Here is a 25,376-nt window from a genome sequence, read left to right on the forward strand (position 1 = left end):
CAGTGGTCCGCAGGGTCCTGACCGCGCCCCTGTACGGCCTGGCGCTCGGCGTGCTGTCCCTGGTCGGGCTGGTCCAGCTCGTGGTCGTGTTCGTGATCGGTCACGCGGGCATGCCGCCGCCGACCGTGCCCATCCGCTGGGCGCGGTGGCTGCCGAACCTGTGCCGCCGGCTGGTGGGCCGGTGGTCCGGCACGCCCGTGCCGGTGCCCTACCGGCCGCCGCCGCCCAAGCCCGAACCGGACGCCGACGGCTGGTACCGCGACGAGGACCAGCTGTACTCCACGCCGTGGATCGCGCTGTTCAAGCGGCAGTGGGACTGGCTGACGCAGGACCCGGCCACGCTGCGCGACCACGGGTGGACGCTGCTCAACCCGGTCGTCGGCGGTGTGCCCGCGCTGCTGCCCGCCGGGCTGATCGCGGCGGGCGCGTGGCGGCCGCTGCCGCTCGGCGTGCTGCTGGTCGCGACCGGGTTCGCGCTCGGGCCGGCGGTGATGCGCTGGCAGGCGTGGTGGACGCCCGTGCTGCTCGCGCCGACCGAGCGCACCGGGCGCACCCAGGCGTGGGCGTGGACCGCGCCGCGGGCGATGGCGGTGGTGCGCCTGGCGTCCACCATCGGCACGGCGGTCGGCGGGCTCGGGCTCGCCGCCCTGCACGTGCTGGCGATCGTGCCGACGTTCCTGCTGTGGTGGCCGGAGGTGACGCTGGTCAGCCGCCGCGTCGTGCAGCGCCGCCGCGACGAGCTGACCCGCTGGACCGGGCTGGACGTGCCCGAGCCGTACCTGCCGGAGCCCGAACCGCCGACCCCCGAGGCGGACGGCACCTACCGGCTGCGCCGCCCGCTGGTCACCGTGCTGTACCGGTCGGCCGAGGAGCTGAGGCAGGCGCAACGGCGGCAGTGGACGGTGCGCGACCCGGCCGCGTGGCGGGACCTGGCGTGGCTGCTGGTGAACCCGCTGCTGGTCGTGGTGCTGGCGGCGGTGCCGCTGGCCCTGGTCGGCTACGGGTTCGTGGGGCTGCTGTGGGTCGCGGCCTGGGCGCAGTTGGTGCGGCTGTTCGTGCCGTACGACAGCTGGTTCGCGTGGACGGCCCTGACCGACCTCGTGCCCAGGTTGACCGTGGTGCCGGGGCCGCTGTCGCCGCTGGTGGGTCTGGTGGCGACCGTCGCCGGGCTCGCGCTGGCGCCGTTGGCGCTGCTCGCGTACGCGTGGGTGAGCAGGCTGCTGCTCGCGCCGACGAAGGCCGCCGTGCTGGCGCGCCGGGTCGACCGGCTCACCGAGACCCGTGCCGACGCCAGCGACGCGCAGGCCGCCGAGCTGCGCCGGATCGAACGGGACCTGCACGACGGCGCGCAAGCGCACTGGGTGGCCATGGGCATGCGGCTCGGCGTGGTCGAGCAGCTGATCGACCGCGACCCCGAGGCGGCGAAGAACCTGGTCGTCCAGGCGCAGCAGTCGTCGGTGAACGCGTTGCGGGAGCTGCGCGAGCTGATCCGCGGCATCCACCCGCCCGTGCTCGCCGAACGCGGCCTGCCCGACGCGCTCCGGGCGTTGGCGATGGACTCGCCGCTGGACGTCGAGGTCCGCATCGACCTGCCCGGCCGGGCCGAGGCGCCGATCGAGGTCGGCGTGTACTTCTCGGTGCAGGAACTGCTGACCAACGCCGCCAAGCACGCCGAGGCCGTGACCGCGGAGGTCGACGTCGCGCACCGCGACGGCGTGCTGCGGGTCGAGGTCGCCGACGACGGCCGCGGCGGCGCCGACCCGCGCAACGGCACCGGGCTGCGCGGCGTGCAGCGGCGTATCGCTACGTTTGACGGGACGCTGTCCCTGCGCAGCCCGCGGGGCGGTCCGACCAGTGTGATCTTGGAGATACCGTGCGCGTTGTCCTTGCCGAGGACCTCTACCTCCTCCGAGACGGGTTGACCCACCTGCTCACCGCGCACGGCTGCGAGGTCGTGGCCGCGGTGGAGTCCGGCCCGGAGCTCGCCGCGGCGATCGAGGAGCACTCGCCCGACGTGGCCATTGTGGACGTCCGGCTGCCACCGACGTTCACCGACGAGGGGTTGCAGACGGCGCTGGAGGTGCGGCGCAAGCGCCCCGGGCTGCCGGTGCTCGTGCTGTCGCAGCACGTGGAGCAGCTGTACGCGCGGGAGCTGCTGGCCGACGGCGTGGGCGCGATCGGCTACCTGCTCAAGGACCGGGTGATGAACGCCGCGCAGTTCGTGGACGCGTTGCGGCGTGTGGCCGGCGGCGGGACCGTGATGGACCCCGACGTCATCGCGAAGTTGCTGGCCAGCAACGCGAACAAGCAGCCGCTCGGCACCCTGACGCCGCGTGAGCGGGAGGTGCTGGAGCTGATGGCGGAAGGCTGCTCCAACGCCGCGATCGGCCAGCGCCTGTTCATCGGCGACGGCGCCGTGGGCAAGCACACCGCCAGCATCTTCGCCAAGCTCGGCCTGGCCGTCTCCGACGACACCAACCGCCGCGTCCTGGCCGTCATCGCCTACCTGAACAACGCCCAAACGTAGGACCCCCGCGAGAGTCCTGCGTTCGCGCCGCGGGAGTCCTCCGTTCAGGCACCCCGGGTTGAACGCCCGCAACGCTCCCAGGGGTGGGGCTAGGTCAACCATGGGGACGGGTTCCAAGCGGATTCTGCGGCGACGGCCTCTTTCCTAGCCTGGGAGCGCACACAAGGACATGAGGCCGGGCATGCCGGCATTGGGGGTGTACTCCTCATGGCGACGTCCGCTGAAAAGACGCGGTCGGACGAGGACAAGCACGAGTCGGCGCGCACCCGGACCAAGCGCGGCCGGTGGCTGCTGCCGGCGTTGCTGCTGATCATCTGGGTGGTGATCGGCGGCGTGGGCGCCGACTACCAGGCGCGACTCGGCGAGGTGCTGGAGAACAGCAACGAGGCGTTCCTGCCCGCCTCGGCGGAGGCGACCCGGGTCGCCGAGATGAAGAAGGCGTTCGAGACCGAGGCGATCTCCCCGGCGCTGCTGACGTTCAACCGGGACGGCGGCCTCACCGAGGCCGACCTGACCTACCTGAACGACAAGCAGGCCGAGATCGCCGGCCTCAAGCACCCCGACCTGGACCCCCTGGGCGGCCTGGCCGAACGGACCCTGCCGGTCATCCCGTCCGAGGACGGCGAGGCCGCGCAGATCATCGTCGCGCTGGACGCGGCGCTGGGCGACAAGGAAGCCGGCGTCGCCAAGGAGCTGCGCCGCATCGCCGGCGAGGGCATCCCGGCCGGCCTGGAGGTCAACCTCACCGGCCCGGCCGGCATCGGCGTCGACCTCGAAGGCGTGTTCGGCGCGATCGACGGCATGCTGCTGCTGGTCACGGTCGGCGCGGTCATCGTCATCCTGCTGCTGATCTACCGCAGCCCGCTGATGCCGCTGATCGTGCTGACGTCCAGCGGCCTGGCGCTGACCACCGCGTCCGCCGTGGTCTACCTGCTGGCCCGCGACGGCGTGCTCACCCTGGACAGCCAGGGCCAGGGCATCCTGATGGTGCTCGTGTTCGGCGCCGCCACGGACTACGCCCTGCTCGTCGTCGCACGGTTCCGCGAAGAGCTGCACCTGACCGCCAACCGGTTCGACGCGGTGCGCAAGAGCGTGCGGGCCTGCGTCGCGCCGCTGTTCGCCTCGGCGGGCACGGTCGCGCTCGGCCTGCTGTGCCTGCTGCTGTCGGACCTGAACAACAACCGCAGCCTCGGCCCGGTCGGCGCGATCGGCGTCGCCGCGTCCCTGGCCGTCACGCTGACGTTCCTGCCCGCCCTGCTCGCCCTGTTCGGCCGCGCCTCGTTCTGGCCGTTCCGCCCGAAGCACGACGGGCAGCCCCAGCGGCACGGCCTGTTCGCCAAGGTCTCGGCCCTGGTGTCGCGCAAACCGCGCACGGTGTGGGCGGGCACGCTGGTGCTGCTGCTGGCCGCGGCGGCGTTCGCGCCCCAGTTCCGCGCCTCCGGCCTGGACTACGTCGACACGTTCACCAAGGACACGGAGTCGGTGCGCGGCCTGGAGGTCTCCGCCGAGCACTTCCCCGGCGGCGCGAACCTGCCCGGCACGATCATCGCCAGGACCGAGCAGCGGGACGAGGTGATCGCCGCCGCGCAGGCCGTGGACGGCGTCGCCCGCGTCACGCCCACCGTCGACCTGGAGACCGGGCAGCCGAAGGAGGCCGACGGGCTGTCGTCGATCGACGTGACGCTGCGCGACATCTCCACGTCACGGGCGGCGCAGGACACGATCGTGCGGCTGCGTGACGCCGTGCACGCGGTGCCGGGCGCGGACGCCCTGGTCGGCGGTGACAGCGCCGCCCTGCTCGACACCCGCACCACGGCCGAGCAGGACCGGTGGGTGATCATCCCGGCGCTGCTGATCGTGATCCTGCTCATGCTGATCCTGCTGTTGCGGTCCCTGCTGGCGCCGATCCTGCTCACGCTGACCGTCGCGGTCTCCTACGCGGCGACCATCGGGGTGGCAGCGCTGGTGTTCAACGAGCTGTTCGAGTTCGCCAACACCGACCCGAGCCTGCCGGTGCTCGCGTTCGTGTTCATCGCGGCGCTGGGCACCGACTACAACATCTTCCTGATGCACCGGATCAGGGAGGAAGCGGCCAAGGAGGGCACCCGCGAGGGCACCCGGCGCGGCCTGACGCTGGTCGGCGGGGTGATCGTGTCGGCCGGCGTGGTGCTGGCGGCCACGTTCGGCGCCCTGGCCGTGCTGCCGCTGGTCGGGCTGGTGCAGATGGCGTTCCTGGTGTCGTTCGGCGTGCTGCTGGACACGCTGATCGTCCGGTCGCTGCTGGTGCCCGCGTTGACCATCCACATCGGACGCAAGTTTTGGTGGCCGAGCAAGCTGGCCAAGCTCGACTCCTGACCCCCTCCCCCCAGGGGCCGGATCGCCACCACGGCGGTCCGGCCCCGCCTTTTTTCGGGTGTCGTAAGGGGTCGCTAGGGGTTGGTCCACCCCCCGCGTCCGGCCATAGCGTGAACCCATCGGGCGAGGGGGCGCGCATCCGGGTCGCGCAGCCGTGATGCGCGCGCGGGATGCTGGGGAGAGCGTTGGACAACGAGGAGAAGCTGCTCGGCTACCTCAAGCGGACGACCGCGGAACTGCGGGAGACCAAGCGCCGCCTGCGGGCCGTCGAACGGCGGGACGCCGAGCCGATCGCGATCGTCGCCATGGCCTGCCGCTACCCCGGCGGGGTGTCCTCCCCGGAGGACCTGTGGCGGCTCGTCGACGCCGGCCGGGACGCGATCACGGAGTTCCCGACCGACCGCGGCTGGGACACCGACGGCGTCTACGACCCGCGGCCGGGCGTGCCGGGCAAGACCTACTCCCGCGAAGGCGGGTTCCTCGACGACGTGGCCGGGTTCGACCCGGACTTCTTCGGCATCTCCCCGCGCGAGGCGCTGGCCACCGACCCGCAGCAGCGGCTGCTGCTGGAAGTCGCGTGGGAAGCGCTGGAACGCGGTGGCCTCGACCCGGCCGCGCTGCGCGGCAGCCGCACCGGCGTGTTCGCGGGCGTCATGTACCGGGACTACGCGAGCAAGCTGACCAGGGTGCCCGAAGAGGTCGAGGGCTACCTCGGCACGGGCGGGCTCGGCAGCGTCGTGTCCGGGCGCGTCGCCTACACGTTCGGCTTCGAAGGACCTGCCGTCACGGTCGACACGGCGTGTTCGTCGTCCCTGGTGGCGCTGCACCTGGCCGTGCGCGCGCTGCGGGCGGGGGAGTGCGACCTGGCGCTGGCCGGCGGCGTGACCGTGATGTCGACCCCGGCGACGTTCATCGACTTCAGCCGGCAGCGCGGCCTGGCCGCCGACGGCCGCTGCAAGTCGTTCTCCGACGACGCCGACGGCACCGGCTGGGGCGAGGGCGCGGGCGTGCTGCTGGTGGAACGGCTGTCCGACGCCGAACGGCTGGGGCACCCGGTGCTGGCCGTGGTGCGCGGCTCGGCGGTGAACTCCGACGGCGCGAGCAGCGGCCTGACCGCGCCCAACGGACCCTCGCAGCAGCGCGTGATCCGGGACGCCCTGGCCAACGCCGGGCTGATCGCCGCCGACGTGGACCTGGTCGAGGCGCACGGCACCGGCACCACGTTGGGCGACCCGATCGAGGCGCAGGCGCTGCTGGCGACCTACGGCCAGGGCCGCGACGAGCCGCTGTGGCTCGGGTCGGTGAAGTCGAACATCGGGCACACGCAGGCCGCGGCCGGTGTCGCCGGGATCATCAAGTCGGTGCTGGCGATGCGGCACGGCGTGCTGCCGCGGACGCTGCACGTGGGCGAGCCGTCGTCACGGGTGGACTGGTCGGCGGGCGCGGTGTCGCTGCTGGCGGAGGCGCGGCCGTGGCCGTCGGTGGACCGGCCGCGACGGGCGGCGGTCTCGTCGTTCGGGATCAGCGGCACGAACGCGCACGTGATCCTGGAAGGCGTCACGCCGGCCGAGGAACCCCCGGTTCCCTCCGGCGCCGTGGTGCCGTGGGTCCTTTCCGGACGGACCCGGGCCGCGGTGTCCGCTCAGGCCGCGCGGCTGGGCGCGGTGTCCGGCGACCCGGTCGACGTGGCGTACTCGTTGGCCACGTCGCGCTCGGCGTTCCCGCACCGGGCCGTGGTCGTCGGGTCGTCGGCCGAGGACTTCGCGGCGGGTCTGGACGCGGTGGCCGCCGGCGCGCCCGGTGTGGCGCGGGGCGAGGTCGTCGAGGGCGGGGTCGCGTTCCTGTTCACCGGGCAGGGCGCGCAACGGGCCGGCATGGGGTTGACCGCGTACCAGCGCTTCCCGGCGTACGCGGCGGCGTTCGACGAGGTGGCGGCGGCGTTGGCGCCGTGGCTGGACCGGCCGTTGGCGGAGGTGCTGGCGTCGGCGGACATCGACCGGACCGAGTACGCGCAGCCCGCGTTGTTCGCGGTCGAGGTGGCGCTGTTCCGGCTGGTGGTGTCGTGGGGCGTGCGGCCGGACTTCCTGGCCGGGCACTCGATCGGCGAGATCGCGGCCGCGCACGTGGCGGGCGTGCTGTCCCTGGACGACGCGGCCCGGCTGGTGGCGGCACGGGGCCGGTTGATGCAGGCGTTGCCGGAGGGCGGCGCGATGGTGGCGCTCCCGGTGCCGGAGGACGACGTGCTGCCGCTGTTGTCGGACTGGGTGGACCTCGCGGCGGTGAACGGGCCGCGGTCGGTGGTGGTGTCCGGTGACGAGGACGAGGTGCTGCGGGTCGCGGCGGCGTTCGGCGACCAGGGCAAGCGGCTGCGGGTCAGCCACGCGTTCCACTCCCACCGGATGAACGCGGCGCTCGGCGAGTTCCGGACGGTGGCCGAGTCGTTGACGTACTCGCCGCCCACCATCCCCATCGTCTCGACCGCCGGCGGCTTTTTGTCGGACCTGTCGGGTAGCGTGAACAACAGGGTTCCCCTGGGCGGGGACCCCTCCGCAGGTACGCGCGAAAGCACGTCCGGAGGCACGTCCGCGGGCACGGGCCCGCGTGGCGGTGCGGCGGGTGGAGTGGACTTCGGCGCGGAGTACTGGGTCCGGCACGCGCGGGTCGCGGTGCGGTTCCACGACGCGGTGCGGCAGCTCCAGGCCGACGGCGTCCGGACGTTCCTGGAGCTCGGGCCGCACGGCGTGCTGACCGCGATGGCGCAGGAGTTCCTGGACGACCCGGCGGCAGTCGTCCCCGTGCTGGTCCGCGACCGCCCGGACGACGTGGCGCTGGTCGAGGCGCTGGCCCGGCTGCACGTGCGCGGCGCGCGGGTGGACTGGGAGGCGTTCTTCGCCCCGCGCGGTGCCCGGCGCGTGGACCTGCCGACGTACCCGTTCCAGCGGGAGCGCTACTGGCTCGACCAGGCCGCCCCGGTCGGTGACGCGGGCGGGCTCGGCCAGACCGCGCTGGACCACCCGCTGCTGGGCGCGGCCGTGCCGGACCCCGAGACCGGTGGTGTGGTGTGCACGGGGCTGCTCTCGGTCCGCACGCACCCGTGGCTGGCCGACCACGAGGTGCTCGGCACGATCCTGGTGCCCGGCACCGGACTGGTGGAACTGGTCGGCCGGGCGGCGGCCGAGGTGGGCTGCGAGACCGTCGAAGAGCTGACCCTCGCCGCGCCGCTCGTGCTGCCCGAGCAGGGCGCGGTCGCCGTGCAGGTCACGGTCGGCGCACCGGACGGTGACGGCTTCCGGCCCGTGTCGGTGCACTCGCGGCCCGACGAGGACGACGCGCCGTGGACCAAGCACGCCACCGGCCTGCTCACCCGCACCGCCGGGCACCCCGCCACCGCCGAGGCGTGGCCGCCCGCCGGCGCCGAGCCGTTGCCGCTCGACGGCCTGTACGACCGGCTCGCCGACCAGGGCTACGTCTACGGTCCCGCGTTCCGGGCCCTGCGCGCGGCCTGGCGCCGGGGCGACGAGGTGTTCGCCGAAGCCGCCCTGCCCGACGCGGTCGCCGACGCCGACCGCTACGGCCTGCACCCCGCGCTGTTCGACGCCGCCCTGCACGCGAACCTCATCGAGGAGAGCGCCCAGGGCACCGCCCTGCCGTTCGCCTGGCACGGCGTCACCCGCCGCAAGCACGGCGTGCGCGTGGTCCGCACCCGCATCTCACCGACCGCGGACGGCCTCGCGGTCTCACTGTCCGACGAGGCGGGCAACCCCGTCGCCGAGGTCCGCTCGCTGGTCGCCCGCCCGGTGTCGGCCGCGCAGCTCGGCGGAGCCCGGCCCCGGTCGCTGTACCGGGTGGAGTGGACGCCGTTCGCGCTGCCCGCGACCGAGCCCTCGGACGGGTTCGTCGTGGTGGAACCGGAACTGCGGACCGGTGGTGACGTGCCGGCGGCCGTGCGCGCCAACGTGGACACCACCCTGCGGCTGATCCGCGACTGGCTGGCCGACGAACGGCAGGCGCACGCGAAGCTGGTCGTCGTCACCCGCACCGCCGACCTCGCCGTGGCGCCGATCCGGGGCCTGGTGCGGTCCGCCCAGGCCGAGCACGCCGACCGGTTCGTGCTGGCCGACCTCGACGACGACCCCGCCTCCACCCGCGCCCTGCCCGCCGCGCTGGCCTCCGGCGAACCCGAGATCACCGTCCGCGGGGGCAAGGCGTCCGCGCCACGCCTGGTCCGGACGAACCCGGCCGGCGAGCCCCCGAAGTTCACCGGCACCGTGCTGGTCACCGGCGGCACCACCGGTCTGGGCGCGCTCGTCGCCCGCCACCTCGTGGTCGAGCACGGCGTGCGGGACCTGCTGCTGGTCAGCCGCCGCGGCCACGCCCCCGAGCCGGCCGCCGACCTGCGCGCACTCGGCGCGGACGTCACGGTGGCGGCGTGCGACGTCGCCGACCGGGACGCCCTGGCCGCGCTGCTCGCCGAACACCCCGTGAAAGCCGTCGTGCACGCCGCCGGTGTCGTGGACAACGCCGTGATCACCGCGCTGACCCCGGAGCAGGTGGACCGGGTCCTGCGGCCCAAGGTGGACGCCGCCTGGAACCTGCACGAGTTGACGGGTGACCTGGACGCGTTCGTGCTGTTCTCGTCCGCGGCCGGCCTGGTCGTCGGCGCGGGCCAGGGCAACTACGCGGCGGCCAACGTGTTCCTCGACGCCCTCGCCGAGCACCGCCGCGCGCACGGCCTGCCCGCCACCTCGCTGGCGTGGGGCCTGTGGGACGGCACGGCGGGCCTGGCCGCGGGCCTGGACGACGCCGGGTTCGCCCGGATGCGCCGCCTCGGCATGCCACCGCTGTCCCCGGCCGAAGGGCTGGACCTGTTCGACGCCGCCCTCGCGGCCGACGACGCGGTGCTCGTGCCGATCCGCCTGGACCAGGCCGCGCTGCGGGCCCGCACCGACGCGCTGCCCGGCATGCTGCGCGACCTCGGCCGCGCCACCGAGGCCGCCGCGCCGGTCGACCTGCCCGCCCGGCTGCGCGACCTGCCCCCGGCGGAACGGGAACGCGCGCTGCTCGACCTGGTCCGCGGCACCGTCGCGGGCGTCCTCGGCCACCGCGGCGCGGAGGCCGTCGCCCCGGACCGGGCGTTCAGCGAACTGGGCTTCGACTCCCTGGCCGCGGTCGAGCTGCGCAACCAGCTCAACCAGGCCACCGGCTTGCGGTTGCCGTCGACGCTGGTGTTCGACTACCCGTCCGCCGCGGTCCTGGCCGGTCACCTCGACGTGCTGCTCACCCCCGCCGAAGCCGACCCGACCGCCGCGGTGCTCGCCGAGGTGGACCGGCTGGCGGCGGTGATCGCCGCGCTGGACCCGGAGGTGGACCGCGGTCCGGTCACCGCGCGGCTGGACGCCCTCGTCCGCCGCTGGCACGACACGCACGTCAGCGCCGCCGGCCCCGACGAGGAGCCGGACTTCGACGCGGCCACCGACGAGGAGCTGTTCGACGCCCTCGACTCCGAGCTCGGCGTCGACACCGCCCGCTGACCACGAACCGTTCGAGATGGGTACCAGGCCGATGAGCAACGACGACAAGCTCCGCGACTATCTCAAGCGGGCCACCGCCGACCTCAAGCAGACCAAGCGCCGGCTGCGCGAAGCCGAGGAACGCGCGCAGGAGCCGATCGCGGTCGTGGCCATGAGCTGCCGCTACCCGGGCGGGGTGCGGTCGCCGGAAGAGCTCTGGCGGGTGGTCGCGGACGGGCTGGACGTCGTCACGGAATTCCCGGCCGACCGCGGCTGGGAGCCGGTCTACGACCCGACGCCCGGCCAGGCGGGCAAGAGCTACACCCGCGAGGGCGGCTTCCTGCACGACGTGGCCGACTTCGACGCCGGGTTCTTCGGCATCAGCCCCCGTGACGCCGTGCAGACCGACCCGCAGCACCGGCTGCTGCTGGAGACGTCGTGGGAGGCGTTCGAACGGGCCGGCATCGACCCGCTGAAGCTCAAGGGCAGCCCGACCGGCGTGTTCGCGGGCGTCATGTACCACGACTACGCGGGCTCCGGCACGGGCGGCAGCATCGCGTCCGGCCGCGTCTCCTACACGCTCGGCCTCGAAGGCCCGGCCGTCACCGTGGACACCGCGTGCTCGTCGTCGCTGGTCGCGGTGCACCTGGCGGTGCAAGCGCTGCGCCAGGGCGACTGCACGCTCGCGCTGGCGGGCGGCGTCACGGTCCTCGCCACGCCCGCCATGTTCGTCGAGTTCTCCCGGCAGGGCGCGCTGTCCCCGGACGGCCGCTGCCGCTCGTTCGCCGCCTCCGCCGACGGCGCGGGCTGGGCCGAGGGCGCGGGCGTGCTGCTGCTCGAACGCCTCTCCGACGCCCGCCGCCTCGGCCACCCCGTGCTCGCGGTCATCCGCGGCACCGCCACCAACCAGGACGGCGCGTCCAACGGCCTCAGCGCGCCCAACGGCCCGTCGCAGCAACGCGTGATCCGCGCCGCCCTGGCCAACGCCCGCCTCACGCCCGCCGAGGTCGACGTCGTCGAAGCGCACGGCACCGGCACCACCCTGGGTGACCCGATCGAGGCGCAGGCGCTGCTGAACACCTACGGGCAGGACCGCGCCGAGCCGCTGTGGCTCGGCTCGGTCAAGTCCAACATCGGCCACACCCAGGCCGCCGCCGGTGTCGCCGGGATCATCAAGATGGTCATGGCGATGCGGCACGGCGTGCTGCCGAAGACGCTGCACGTGGACGAGCCCACCCCGCACGTCGACTGGACCACCGGTGCCGTGCGGCTGCTCACCGAGCCGGTGCCGTGGGAGCCGGGTGACCACCCGCGCCGCGCCGGCGTGTCCTCGTTCGGGTTCAGCGGCACGAACGCGCACGTCATCGTGGAACAGGCGCCCGCCGGCGAAGAGGAGCCCCCCGCGCCCGTGCCGCCGGTGGTGCCGTGGGTGGTGTCCGGGCGCGACCGGGCCGGGCTCGCCGCCCAGGCTGCGTCGCTCGCGGCGCACGTCGCGGACCTGCACCCCGGCGACGTCGGGTTCTCCCTGGCCACCACGCGGGCCGCGCTGGAGCACCGCGCCGTCGTGATCGGCTCCGACCGCGACGAGCTGGTGGCCGGGTTGCGGACCCTGGCGGCCGACGGCGCGGACGTGGTGCGCGGTGTCGCGGGTACCGGCAGGCGGACCGTGTTCGTGTTCCCCGGCCAGGGTTCGCAGTGGGTCGGCATGGCGCGCGAGCTGGTGGCCACCTCCGAGGTCTTCGCGTCCCGGTTCGCCGAGTGCGGCGTCGCGCTGCGGTCCTTCGTGGACTGGGACCTCGACGAGGTCGTGGACGACGCCGAGGCGTTGCGGCGGGTCGATGTCGTGCAGCCGGTGTTGTGGGCGGTGATGGTGTCGCTGGCCGGGGTCTGGCGGTCGCTGGGCGTCGAGCCGGACGCGGTGGTGGGGCACTCGCAGGGTGAGATCGCGGCGGCCGTGGTGGCGGGTGGGTTGTCGTTGGAGGACGGGGCGCGGGTGGTGGCGTTGCGCAGTCGGGCCATCGCCCGTGGCCTGGCGGGACGTGGCGGCATGGTGTCCGTCGCGGTGCCGCAGCAGGACGCGGCCGAGCTGGTCGACCGGTGGGCGGGACGCGTGTCCACCGCGGCGCTCAACGGTCCCGCGGCGGTGGTGCTGTCCGGTGACCCGGACGCGGTGGACGAGCTGGTCGCGCACTGCGAGTCGACCGGCGTGCGGGCCAAGAAGATCGCCGTGGACTACGCCTCGCACTCCGCGCACGTCGAGCTGATCCGGGACGATCTGCTGACCCTGCTTGCCGACGTCACGCCCCGCCCGGGTGACGTGCCGTTCTACTCCACGGTCACCGGCGGCTTGATCGACACGGCCGCGCTGGACGCCGAGTACTGGTACGCGAACCTGCGGCAGACCGTGCAGTTCGACCGGGTGACGCGCCTGCTCGACGACAGCGTGTTCGTCGAGGTCAGCCCACACCCGGTGCTGGCGGTGGGCATCGAGGGCACGGCGGTCGGCACGTTGCGCCGCGATGAAGGCGGCTTCGACCGCGTGCTGCTGTCGGCCGCGGAGGCGTGGGTGGCCGGTGTCGCGGTCGACTGGGCACGGGTGTTCCCCGGCGCACGACGGGTCGACCTGCCCACCTACCCGTTCCAGCGCCGCCGCTACTGGGTCGGCCACACCGAGACCACGGGCGAGCTGTCGGCCGTGACGCTGCCGGACGACGGCGTGGTGCTCACCGGGCGGTTGTCGCCGCAGCCGTGGGCGGGTGGCGACGTGCCCACGTCGGTGCTCGTGGACCTGGCGCTGCGCGCCGGCGACGAGATCGGCTGCGACCGCGTCGCGGAGCTGGAGGTCGAGGCACCCCTGGTGCTGGGCGACTCCGTGCAGGTGCGGGTCGTGGTGGACGGTAAGCGCAACCTGACCGTGCACTCGCGGCGCGCGGACGACCCCTGGCAGCGTCACGCGCGTGGCGTCCTCGCGGCCGGCGGGGCACCGCTCGACGTCGGCGGTGACTTCGTGGACGTCGCGCTGCCCGAAGACGTCGAGCCGGGCGGGTCCCTGTTCCACCCGATGCTGTTGGACGAGGCCACGCGCCTGGCCGGCGGATCGGGTGTGCCCGCGTCGTGGCGGGGCGTGACGCTGCACGCGACCGGCGCGGCGGCCGTGCGGGTGCGGGTCCAGCCCGTCGACAGCGGCTTCTCGCTGCTCGCGGTGGACCCGGCGGGCGAGCCGGTGCTGTCCGTCGAGCGCTTCGAGCTGCGGTCGCTGCGGGCCAGGGCGTCCGGGTACGTCGACTCCCTGTACCGGGTGGACTGGGTGCCGATCACCGCGCCGCAGCCGTCGACCGCGTCGTTCGCCGTGCTCGACGGCAGCCTGGACAGCCTGGTGGACGTACCGGACGTCGTGGTCTCGCGGCAGGCCGGCGCGCACGGGTCGGGGCCCGAGGTGCGGGCCCTGGTGCACGACACGCTCCGGTTGCTGCAGGACTGGCTGGCCGACGAGCGGTTCGCCGATGCCCGCCTGCTCGTGCTGACCGACGGCGCGACGGGGCCGACCCCGGACCTCGGCGCGGCAGCCGTGTGGGGCCTGGTGAAGTCCGCCCAGGTCGAGACGCCCGGGCGGTTCCTGCTGGTCGACGCGCCCGACGACGCGCTGCTGCCGGTGATCGCCGCTCTGGACGAGGACCAGGTCGCGGTCCGGGACGGCGAGCTGTTCGCGCCGCGCCTGGCCCGCGTGCCCGCTTCCGACGACCAGGCACCCGCGTGGAACCCCGACGGCACCGTGCTGATCACCGGCGGCACCGGCACCCTCGGCGTGCTGGCCGCGCGGCACCTCGTGCGCGAGCACGGCGTCCGCGACCTCGTGCTGACCAGTCGGCGCGGCGCGGACGCCCCCGGCGCGGTCGACCTGGTCGAGGAGCTGACCGGGCTCGGCGCGCGGGTGCGGGTCGTGGCCTGCGACGTGGCGGACCGCGACGCGGTGGCCGCGCTGCTCGCCGAAACCCCGGTGACCGCGGTCGTGCACACGGCCGGTGTGCTGGACGACGGCCTGATCACCTCCCTCACCCCGGACCGCGTCGACACCGTGCTGCGGCCCAAGGTGGACGCGGCCTGGCACCTGCACGACCTGGCCGGCGACCTCGACGCGTTCGTCCTGTACTCGTCGGTCGCGGGCGTCGCCGGCGGACCCGGCCAGGGCAACTACGCCGCCGCGAACGGCTACCTCAACGCGCTGGCCGAGCTGCGCCGGGCGCAGGGCAAGCCCGCCCTCGCGCTGTCGTGGGGCCTGTGGGCCGACGCGAGCGGCATGACCGGCGACCTCGGCGAAGCCGACCTGCGCCGACTGGCCCGGTCGGGCATCGCGCCGATGGACTCCGCCGAGGGCATGGCGTTGTTCGACGCCGCCTGCGCGCGGGACGCCGCCGTGCTCATGCCCGCTCGCTTGGACCTGAACGGCCTGGCGGTCGTGCCGCCGTTGTTCCGCGGGCTGGTCCGCACGCCAACCCGACGCGTGGCGCGGACCGCCGCCGTCGCGACCGGCGGCGACCTCGCCCACCGGCTGGCCGCCCTGTCCGTCGCCGACCAGGACCGGGTGCTGCTCGACCTGGTCAGCGCCCAGGTCGGCGCCGTGCTCGGCTACGCGCCCGGCACCCCCGTGGAGGTGGAGCGGGCGTTCAAGGAACTCGGCTTCGACTCGCTCACCGCCGTGGAGCTGCGCAACCGGCTCAACACCGAAACGGGCCTGCAACTGCCCGCGACACTGGTGTTCGACCACCCGACGCCCCGCGCGCTCGTCCGCCTGCTGCGCACCGAACTCCTCGGTGACGCGCTGGTCACCCCCGTCACCGCCGCGTCCGCGCCGGTGGACGGCGAACCGATCGCGATCATCGGCATGGCGTGCCGCTTCCCGGGCGGTGTCAACGACCCCGAAGGACTGTGGCGGCTGGTCAGCTCCGGCACGGACGCCGTGGCCGGGTTCCCGACCGACCGGGCGTGGGACCTCGACGGGCTCTACCACCCCGACCCCGACCACCGCGGCACCACCTACGCCCGGCACGGCGCGTTCCTCTACGAGGCGGCCGAGTTCGACGCCGGGTTCTTCGGCATCTCGCCGCGCGAGGCGTTGACGATGGACCCGCAGCAGCGACTGCTGTTGGAGACGGCCTGGGAGGCGTTCGAACGGGCCGGGATCGACCCGGCGACCGTGCGCGGCAGCCGCACCGGTGTCTACGCGGGCCTGAACTACCACGACTACGCCGCCCACCTCCAGGCCGCGGCCGAGGACTTCGCCGGGTTCATGGCGACCGGCATCGCGGGCAGCGTCGCGTCCGGTCGCGTCGCCTACACGTTCGGCTTGGAAGGTCCGGCGGTCACGGTCGACACGGCGTGCTCGTCGTCGCTGGTGTCGCTGCACCTGGCCGTGCAGGCGCTGCGGCAGGGCGAGGCGGACATGGCGCTCGCGGGCGGCGTGACCGTGATGACGATGCCGGACATCTTCGTGGACTTCAGCCGGCAGCGCGGCCTGGCCCCGGACGGCCGGTGCAAGGCGTTCGCGGGCGCGGCCGACGGCACCGGCTGGGGCGAGGGCGTCGGCATGCTGCTGGTGGAACGCCTGTCCGACGCGGTCCGCAACGGCCACCCGGTATTGGCGGTGGTGCGCGGTAGCGCGGTGAACCAGGACGGTGCGTCGAACGGCCTGACGGCGCCGAACGGTCCGTCGCAGCAGCGGGTGATCCGGGCGGCGCTGGCGAACGCGGGTGTCCCGGCGTCCGAAGTGGACGCTGTGGAGGCGCACGGCACCGGCACGACCCTCGGTGACCCGATCGAGGCGCAGGCGTTGTTGGCGACCTACGGAGCGGAACGGTCCGGCGAGCCGTTGTGGCTGGGCACGGTCAAGTCGAACATCGGGCACACCCAGTCGGCCGCCGGTGTCGCCGGGATCATCAAGGTGGTCATGGCGCTGCGCCACGGCGTCCTGCCGCAGACGTTGCACGTGGACGAGCCCACGCCGCACGTCGACTGGTCGGCCGGCGCCGTTTCGCTGCTCACGTCGGCGCGGCCGTGGGAGCGCGGCGCGCACCCACGACGGGCCGGGGTGTCGTCGTTCGGGATCAGCGGGACCAACGCGCACGTGATCCTGGAGGAGTCGCCTCTGCCCGCGGCCACTCCCGACCCGGTGGACGTGACCGGTGCCGTGGTGCCCTGGGTGCTGTCGGCGAAGTCCGCCGAGGGTCTGCGGGCGCAGGCGCAACGGCTGCTGGCGGTGGACGGCTCGCCGGTCGACGTCGGCTTCTCGCTGGCGACCACGCGTGCCGCGTTCGACCACCGAGCGGTGGTGGTGGGGGAGCGCGAGGAGCTGGTTGCCGGGGTGCGTGCCCTGGCCGATGGTGCGCCCGGCGCGGTGGTGCGGTCGGGTCGGCTGGCGTTCCTGTTCACGGGTCAGGGTGCGCAGCGGGTGGGGATGGGTCGGGAGCTGCATCGTGCGTTTCCTGCTTTCGCTTCGGCGTTCGATGAGGTGTGTGCGGTTCTGGACCCGGCTCTGCGTGAGGTGATGTGGGACGACGCGGATCGCTTGAACCGGACGGAGTTCACGCAGCCGGGTCTGTTCGCGTTCGAGGTGGCTTTGTTCCGCTTGCTTGAATCATGGGGGGTGCGTCCGGACTTCGTGGCTGGTCACTCGATCGGTGAGATCGCGGCGGCGCACGTGTCGGGTGTGTTGTCTTTGGCTGACGCGGCTCGTTTGGTGACGGCTCGTGGTCGTTTGATGCAGGCTTTGCCCGCTGGTGGTGTGATGGTGTCGTTGCAGGTCAACGAAGCTGACGTCGTGCCCTTGCTGACCGACGAGGTGGGTATCGCGGCGGTCAACGGTCCGCGTTCGGTGGTTGTCTCGGGCTCGGAAGCGGCGGTGGATGCGCTGGTTGCGCGTCTTGATGTGAAGTCGAAGCGGTTGCGGGTGAGTCATGCTTTCCACTCGCCGTTGATGGCTCCGATGCTCGCGGAGTTCCGGGCTGTGGTCGCCGGTTTGACGTTCAATGATCCACAGATCCCGATCGTGTCCACGGTGTTGTCGGACGGTTCGAGTAGCGTTGAAAACAGGGATCCCCTGGGCGGGGACCCCTCCGCAGGCACGGCGTTCGACGCTGATTACTGGGTGCGGCACGTCAGCGCGACGGTGCGGTTCCAGGACGCGGTGCGGGTGCTGGAAGCCGAAGGTGTGACGACGTTCCTGGAGGTCGGGCCGGACGGTGTGCTCGCCGCCATGGGCCAGGACTGCCTCACCACCGAAGGACCGGCGCTGGTCGCGTCGCAGCGCAAGGACCGGCCCGAGGACCGGGCGCTGGTCGAAGCCGTCGGACAGCTCCACGTCCGCGGTGCCGGCGTGGACTGGGCCGGGTTCTTCGCCGGACGCGGTGCGCAACGGATCGAGTTGCCGACCTACGCGTTCCAGCACGAGCGCTACTGGCCGAAGGTCGGGGCGGTGGCCGGGGACGTCGCGGCGGCCGGGCTCACGGCGGCCGGGCACGCGCTGCTGGGCGCGGCGGTGGCGTTGCCGGCGTCGGACGGCGCGTTGTTGTCCGGGCGGATCTCCGTGCAGACCCACCCGTGGCTGGCCGACCACGCCGCGCTCGGCACGGTCCTGGTGCCCGGCACGGCGTTCGTGGAGCTGGCGATCCGGGCCGGTGACGAGTTCGGTGGCGCACAGGTCGAGGAGTTGACGCTGGAGGCGCCGCTGGTGCTGCCGGAACACGGCGGCGTGCAGCTCCAGCTGTCCGTCGGCGAGGCGGACGCGCGGGGACGGCGCGCGGTGTCGGTGCACTCCCGGCCGGAGAAGGACGGTGCCTGGACGCGGCACGCGGCCGGTGTGCTGGCGCCGCCGACCACGACCGGCGTCGAGCTGACCGAGTGGCCGCCCGCGCACGCCGAGCCGGTCGCGGTGGACCGCCTGTACGAGGACTTCGCGTCGGGCGGCTTCGCCTACGGTCCCGCGTTCCAGGGGTTGCGGGCGGCGTGGCGGCGTGGCGGCGAGCTGTTCGCCGAGGTGGTGCTGCCCGGCGGTGACGCGGACGGCTTCGGCCTGCACCCCGCCCTGCTGGACGCGGCGCTGCACACCGTGCCGCTGGGCGGGTTCAGCGGGTTCGGCGACGGCCGGCTGCGCCTGCCGTTCGCGTGGCGCGGCGTCACCCTGCACGCCACCGGCGCGACCGAGCTGCGGGTGCGGGTGTCGGAAGGCGCGGACGGCGGTGTCGTGGTCGCGTTGGCCGACGGCACGGGCGCGCCGGTCGCCACGATCGACTCGCTGGTGCTGCGCGCGGTGTCGGCGGACCAGCTCGCGGTGGCGAGGGACGTGGTCGACTCGCTGTTCCGGGTCGACTGGGTCGAGGTGCCCGTCCCAGACGAGCAGTCGGACGTCGAGGTCGTGACGGCCCCCGGTGGGCTGGACGCCGCCGCCGTCCACGAGGCGACCACCACCGTGCTGGCCGAACTCCAGTCGTGGCTGGCCGCCGAACGCCCGGGACGGCTGGCCGTGCTCACCGCCGGCGCGGTCCTGGACGCGACGCCCGACCTCGCGGCGGCGGCCGTGTGGGGCTTGGTGCGGTCGGCGCAGACCGAGCACCCGGGCCGGTTCCTCCTGGTCGACACCGACGGCACGCCGGCGTCCACCGAGGCGTTGAGCGCGCTGCCGATCGACGAACCGCAGGTCGCGCTGCGTGACGGCAAGGTCCACGTGCCGCGTCTGGCGCGCGTGGCGGCAGCGGACACGACGCCGGTGTGGGACGCCTCCGGCACAGTCCTCGTCACCGGCGGCACGGGCGAGTTGGGCGCGCTGGTCGCCCGGCACCTGGTGACCGCGCACGGTGTCCGCGGCCTGGTTCTGACCAGCCGGCGCGGCCCGGACGCCCCCGGCGCGGACGACCTGGCCGCCGAACTGCGCGCGGCCGGTGCGGACGTGCGGCTGGTGGCGTGCGACGTGGCCGACTCCGAGGCCGTGGCGCGGGTGCTGGCCGCGATCCCGGCCGACCGGCCGCTGACCGGTGTCGTGCACACGGCGGGCGTGCTGGACGACGGCGTGCTGACCGCTCTCACCCCCGACCGGGTCGCCGCGGTGCTGCGTCCCAAGGTGGACGCGGCCTGGACGCTGCACGAGCTGACCAAGGACCTGGACCTGAGCGCGTTCGTGCTGTTCTCGTCCGTGTCCGGGGTCTTCGGCGCGGCCGGGCAGGCGAACTACGCGGCGGCCAACGCGTTCCTGGACGCGTTCGCCCGCCACCGCCGCGCGACCGGCCTGCCGGCGACGTCACTGGCCTGGGGCCTGTGGGCGGGAACCGGCGGCATGTCCGGCGGCCTGGCCGACGCCGACCGGCAGCGCATGGCCCGCGAGGGCGTGGACGCGCTGGAAGCGGCCGAGGGCATGGCGTTGCTGGACCTGGCGTCCGCGCTGGACGACCCCGCGCTGGTGCCGATCCGGCTGGACCCGCGCCGGTCGGGCGTGGTGCCGCCGCTGTTCCGGGGCCTGGTGCGCACGCCGGTCCGCCGCACGGCCGAGGTCGGCGCGGTCGAGGCCGACGGTTTCGCAACCCGGTTGGCCGCGCTCGGGGCCGAAGAGCGCAAGCGCACCCTGCTGGACCTGGTCGGCACGCACGTCGCGACCGTGCTGGGCTACCCGGCGGGCACCCGGATCGAGCCGGACCGGGCGTTCGGCGACCTCGGGTTCGACTCGCTGACCGCGGTGGAGCTGCGCAACGGCCTCAACGCGGCCACCGGCCTGCGGCTGCCCGCGACGCTGGTGTTCGACCACCCGACGCCGGCGGCGGTGGCGGACCTGCTGCTCGGCGAGCTCGTCGGGCTGGACGCGCCGGACGTCGCCGTGACGCAGGTGGCCGCGGTGGACGACGACCCGATCGTGATCGTCGGCATGGCGTGCCGCTACCCGGGTGGGATCGGCAACCCGGACGACCTGTGGCGGCTGGTGGAGTCGGGCGCGGACGGCGTCACGGAGTTCCCCGGAGACCGCGGGTGGGACGTCGAGCGGCTGTACGACCCGGAGCCGGGCAAGGCGGGCAAGAGCTACACCCGTGAGGGTGGCTTCCTGCACCGCGCGGGTGACTTCGACCCGGCGTTCTTCGGCATCTCGCCGCGGGAAGCCCTCGCCATGGACCCCCAGCAGCGGCTGCTGTTGGAGACGTCGTGGGAGGCGTTGGAGCACGCGGGCATCGACCCGGTGACGTTGCGCGGCAGTCGGACCGGCGTGTTCGCGGGCGTCATGTACCACGACTACATCGCCTACCTGCAGGACGGCCCGGAAGACCTGGCCGCGTTCGCGAGCACCGGCATGGCGGGCAGCGTCGCGTCCGGTCGCGTGGCCTACGCGTTGGGGCTGGAAGGTCCGGCGGTCACGGTCGACACGGCGTGCTCGTCGTCGCTGGTCGCGCTGCACTGGGCGATCCAGGCGCTGCGCAACGGCGAGTGCGACCTGGCGCTGGCGGGCGGCGTTACGGTAATGGCGACGCCGACCACGTTCGTGGACTTCAGCCTGCAACGCGCGTTGGCCGCCGACGGGCGGTGCAAGTCGTTCGCCGCGTCGGCCGACGGCACCGGGTGGTCCGAGGGCGTGGGCATGATCCTGGTGGAGCGCCTGTCGGACGCGCGTCGCAACGGCCACGAGGTGTTGGCTGTGGTGCGGGGCAGTGCGGTCAACCAGGACGGCGCGTCCAACGGCCTGACCGCGCCCAACGGTCCTTCGCAGCAACGCGTGATCCGGCAGGCGCTCGCCGCGGCCGGTCTGTCCACCTCGGGCGTGGACGCGGTGGAGGCGCACGGCACCGGCACGACGTTGGGCGACCCGATCGAAGCGCAGGCCCTGCTGGCCACCTACGGCCGTGACCGGGACGGCGAGCCCCTGCGGCTCGGCTCGATCAAGTCCAACATCGGTCACACCCAGGCGGCGGCCGGCGCGGCGGGCGTGATCAAGATGGTCATGGCCATGCGGCACGGCGTGCTGCCGAAGACGCTGCACGTGGACGAGCCGACGTCCCAGGTGGACTGGGACGCGGGCGCGGTGGAGCTGCTGACGTCGGCGCGCCCGTGGCCCGAGGTGGACCGGCCGTGGCGCGCGGGCGTGTCGTCGTTCGGCGTGAGCGGCACGAACGCGCACGTGATCCTGGAACAGCCCCCGGCGCGGGAGCCGGTGACCCCGGTCGAGGCCGGTGTCGTGCCCTGGGTGGTGTCGGCCAAGTCCGCGGACGCCCTCGCCGCCCAGGCGCGACGCCTGCTCGACCACGACGGCGGCGCACCGCTCGACGTGGCGTACTCGCTGGCCACCACCCGGTCGACGTTCGAGTACCGCGCGGTGGTCGTCGGCTCCGGTGACGACCTGCGGGACGGCCTGACCGCGCTGGCCGCCGGCGAGCACCCCGTCGCGGCGGCGGGCCCGGCCAAACGGCCGGTGTTCGTGTTTCCCGGCCAGGGCTCGCAGTGGGTCGGCATGGCCACCGAGCTGGCCCGCGACGAACCGGTGTTCGCCGCGAGGCTGGCCGAGTGCGCGGCGGCGTTGTCGGAGTTCGCGGACTGGCGGCTGCTCGACGTGCTGACCGACGAGGACGCCTTGCGGCGGGTCGACGTGGTGCAGCCCGCCCTGTGGGCGGTCATGGTGTCGCTGGCCGAGCTGTGGCGCTCCTACGGCGTGACGCCGTCCGCCGTGGTGGGGCACTCGCAGGGTGAGATCGCGGCGGCCGTGGTGGCGGGCGGGTTGTCATTGGAGGACGGCGCGCGGGTGGTGGCGTTGCGCAGCCAGGCCATCGCCCGTGGCCTGGCCGGACGTGGCGGCATGGTGTCCGTCGCGGTGCCGCAGGCCGACGCGGCGGCCATGGTCGAGCGGTGGGCCGGGCGCGTGTCGATCGCCGCCGTGAACGGCCCCGCGGCCGTGGTGGTGTCCGGTGACCCGGAGGCGTTGGACGAGCTGATCGCGCACTGCGAGGCGATCGAGGTCAGGGCGAAGAGGATCGCCGTGGACTACGCCTCGCACTCGGCGCACGTCGAGGAGATCCACGACGAGCTGCTGACCCGGCTGGCCCCCGTGCGGCCCCGCCCGTCCGCCATCCCGTTCCACTCGACCGTGACCGGCGGGGTGCTCGACACCTCCGGCCTGGACGCCGCGTACTGGTACGCGAACCTGCGGCAGCCGGTGCGGTTCCACGAGGTCGTCAGCGCGGTCGCCGACGGCGTGGTCGTCGAGGTCAGCCCGCACCCGGTGGTGGCGGTGAGCATCGACGGCACGGCGGTCGGCACGCTGCGGCGCGACGACGGTGGCCGGGCCCGGTTCCTCACCTCGCTGGGCGAGGCGTGGGCGCACGGCGTGGAGGTCGACTGGCGGCCCGCGGTGGCCGGTGGTCGGCGGGTCGACCTGCCGACCTACGCGTTCCGGCACCAGCGGTTCTGGCCCGCCGAGCCCGCGACCACCGGTGACGTGACCCGTGCCGGCCTCACCGCGTCGACGCACCCGCTGCTCGGGGCCGCGATCGCGCTGCCCGACTCCCTGGTGTCCACCGGGCGGCTGTCGGTCGCGGGTCAGCCGTGGCTGGCCGACGTGGCCGCGGTGCCGGGATCGGTGGTGCTGGACGTGGCCGCGCACGCGGGCGAGGAGGCCGGGTGCCCCGAGGTGGTCGAGTTCGCGCTGGACGTGCCGCTGGTCCTGCCCGAGTCGGGTGCGCTGCGGTTGCGCGTGACGGTCGGCGCGGCGACCGCGGGCCGGCGTGAGGTGGCGGTGTTCTCGCAGCCCGAGGACGGCTCGGCCTGGACGCGGCACGGGTTCGGCGTGGTCGGCTCCGTACCGGCCGACGCGTTCTCGCTCGCGCAGTGGCCACCGGCGGGCGCGACACCGGTCGACGTGTCCGACCGGTACGCCGACGACACCGGGTACGTGTTCCAGGGCCTGCGGGCCGCGTGGCGGCACGGCGACGAGGTGTTCGCCGAGGTCGAGCTGCCCGACGACGTGGAGGCGGGCGCGTTCGGCGTGCACCCGGCCCTGCTGGACGCGATGACGCACGCACTCGCGGTGGACGGTGTACCGGCGCGGTGGCGGGACGTCGTGCCGCACGCGACCGGCGCGACGGCCCTGCGGGTCCGGCTCACGCCCGACGGCGACGGGTTCGCGGTGCGGGCGGCCGACCCGAACGGCGACCCGGTGTGGCAGGGCACGGTCGGGTTCCGGCCCGTGGAGCTGCCCGCGCGTGCCCGCGGCCACGTGGACTCGCTGTTCCGGGTCCGGTGGGCGGAGCTCGCGTCCGGCCCGGTGGTCGAGGACGGGTTCGTGGTCACCGCGGTTCCCGGCGGCACACCCCGCGAGGTCGCGCACGCCGTGCTGCTGACCGTGCAGGACTGGCTGGCGGAAGGACGTCCGGAACAGCTCGTCGTGCGCACGTCCGGCGCGGTCGGCGACACCCCCGACCCGGCCGCCGCGGTGGCGTGGGGCCTGGTGCGGTCCGCGCAGTCGGAGCACCCGGGACGGTTCGTGCTGGTGGACGGCGGGTCCGACGACGTCGGCCTGGCACTGGGCGCGGGCGAGCCGCAGGTCATGGTCCGCGACGGCAAGGTCTACGCGCCGCGGCTGGCGAAGGTGGCCACCGGGGACGTCGCGCCGGACCCCAAGCCCGTGTGGGACCCGTCGGGCACCGTCCTGGTGACCGGTGGCACGGGCACGCTCGGCGCACTGGTGGCCCGGCACCTGGTCACCGTGCACGGCGTGCGGAGCCTGGTCCTGACCAGCCGCCGCGGCCTGGATGCGCCCGGTGCGCCCGCCCTGGTCGACGACCTGCGCGCGCAGGGCGCCGACGTCGTGGTCGCCGCCGGTGACGTGGCGGACCGCGCGTTCGTGGCGGCGGTGCTGGCCGACGTGCCCGCGGACCGGCCGCTGACCGGCGTCGTGCACACGGCCGGTGTGCTGGACGACGGCGTGGTGACGGCGTTGACCCCGGACCGGGTCGACGGCGTGTTCCGGCCCAAGGTCGAGGCTGCCCGGCACCTGCACGAGCTGACCCTCGACCTCGGGCTGCGGGCGTTCGTCCTGTTCTCCTCGGCCGCCGGCGTGCTCGGCGGACCCGGCCAGGCGAACTACGCGGCCGCCAACGCCTACCTCGACGCCCTGGCGGCGCACCGGCGGGCGTCCGGGCTGCCCGCGGTGTCGCTGGCGTGGGGCCTGTGGGCCGACACCAGCGGCATGACCGCCGAGCTGTCCGAAGTGGACCGCCGCCGCACGGCCCGGTCCGGTGTCGTGCCGCTGGCCGCGGCCGACGGCCTGGCGTTGTTCGACACCGCCCTGGCGCTGGACGAAGCGGCGCTGGTCCCGGCCGCGCTCGCCCCGACCGGTGGCGGCGACGTGCCACCGCTGTTCCGCGACCTGGTCCGCCCCACCCGGCGAGCCGCGGCCACCACCCGACGCGCGGTCGGTGGCCTGCGGGAACAGCTGGAGCCGCTGTCCGCCGCCGACCGTGACCGGGTACTGCTCGACCTCGTCGCCACGCACGTCGCCGCCGTCCTCGGCTACGCCGACGCGACCGCCGTCGAACCCGCGCGGGCGTTCCAGGAACTGGGCTTCGACTCGTTGATGGCGGTCGAGCTGCGCAACCGGCTCGGCACGGCGACCGGGCTGACGCTGCCCGCGACGCTCGTGTTCGACCACCCGACACCCGAAGCGCTCGCCGCCGAGCTGAAGGACCAGCTCGGGCTCGCGGACGCGGGTGGCGTCGGCTCGGTGCTGGCCGAGCTGGACCGGCTGCGGATCACGCTGCGGCCGGTGCTGTCCGACGGCGGGTCGCTGGACGAGGTCGGTGCCCGCCTGCGTGACCTGCTGGCCCTGGTCGATGGCACCTCGGCCGCCGCGACCGGCGCGCCGGCCGCGCTGGACGAGGCGACCGACGACGAGCTGTTCGCCCTGATCGACCGAGGACTCGGGTGAGTCGCGTGCGCACCCCCGACAACACCGCGAGGAGCTGAACCCG

5 protein-coding genes are annotated in these 25,376 nt (G+C 74.4%); all 5 read left to right on the plus strand.

Annotated elements, in window-relative coordinates:
• Nucleotides 1-2: 2 nt before the first annotated feature.
• The 5 genes from FHX81_RS00335 to FHX81_RS00355 all read left to right on the plus strand — a co-directional run bounded on the left by FHX81_RS00335 (nt 3) and on the right by FHX81_RS00355 (nt 25,333).
• Nucleotides 3-1,922, plus strand: coding sequence for a sensor histidine kinase (locus tag FHX81_RS00335; protein WP_141974658.1), 1,920 nt, complete (start codon nt 3-5; stop codon nt 1,920-1,922).
• Entirely contained in the window at nt 1,874-2,527 is a 654-nt protein-coding gene (locus FHX81_RS00340) for a response regulator (protein ID WP_141974659.1), read from the plus strand. The genes FHX81_RS00335 and FHX81_RS00340 overlap by 49 nt, the downstream gene beginning before the upstream one ends.
• 207 nt (nt 2,528-2,734) lie before the next feature.
• Nucleotides 2,735-4,882, plus strand: coding sequence for an MMPL family transporter (locus tag FHX81_RS00345; RefSeq protein ID WP_141974660.1), 2,148 nt, complete (start codon nt 2,735-2,737; stop codon nt 4,880-4,882).
• A 185-nt stretch (nt 4,883-5,067) separates the two neighbouring features.
• Nucleotides 5,068-10,413 carry a type I polyketide synthase gene (locus tag FHX81_RS00350; protein WP_425473870.1) on the plus strand — a complete coding sequence of 1,782 codons (5,346 nt, stop codon included), beginning with the start codon at nt 5,068-5,070 and terminating at the stop codon, nt 10,411-10,413.
• A gap of 31 nt (nt 10,414-10,444) precedes the next feature.
• A complete protein-coding gene (locus tag FHX81_RS00355; RefSeq protein ID WP_141974662.1) occupies nt 10,445-25,333 on the plus strand; it encodes a type I polyketide synthase in 14,889 nt (4,962 codons plus the stop codon).
• Nucleotides 25,334-25,376 lie beyond the last annotated feature (43 nt).

The sequence above is a fragment of the Saccharothrix saharensis genome (genome assembly GCF_006716745.1).
Classification (GTDB): domain Bacteria; phylum Actinomycetota; class Actinomycetes; order Mycobacteriales; family Pseudonocardiaceae; genus Actinosynnema; species Actinosynnema saharense.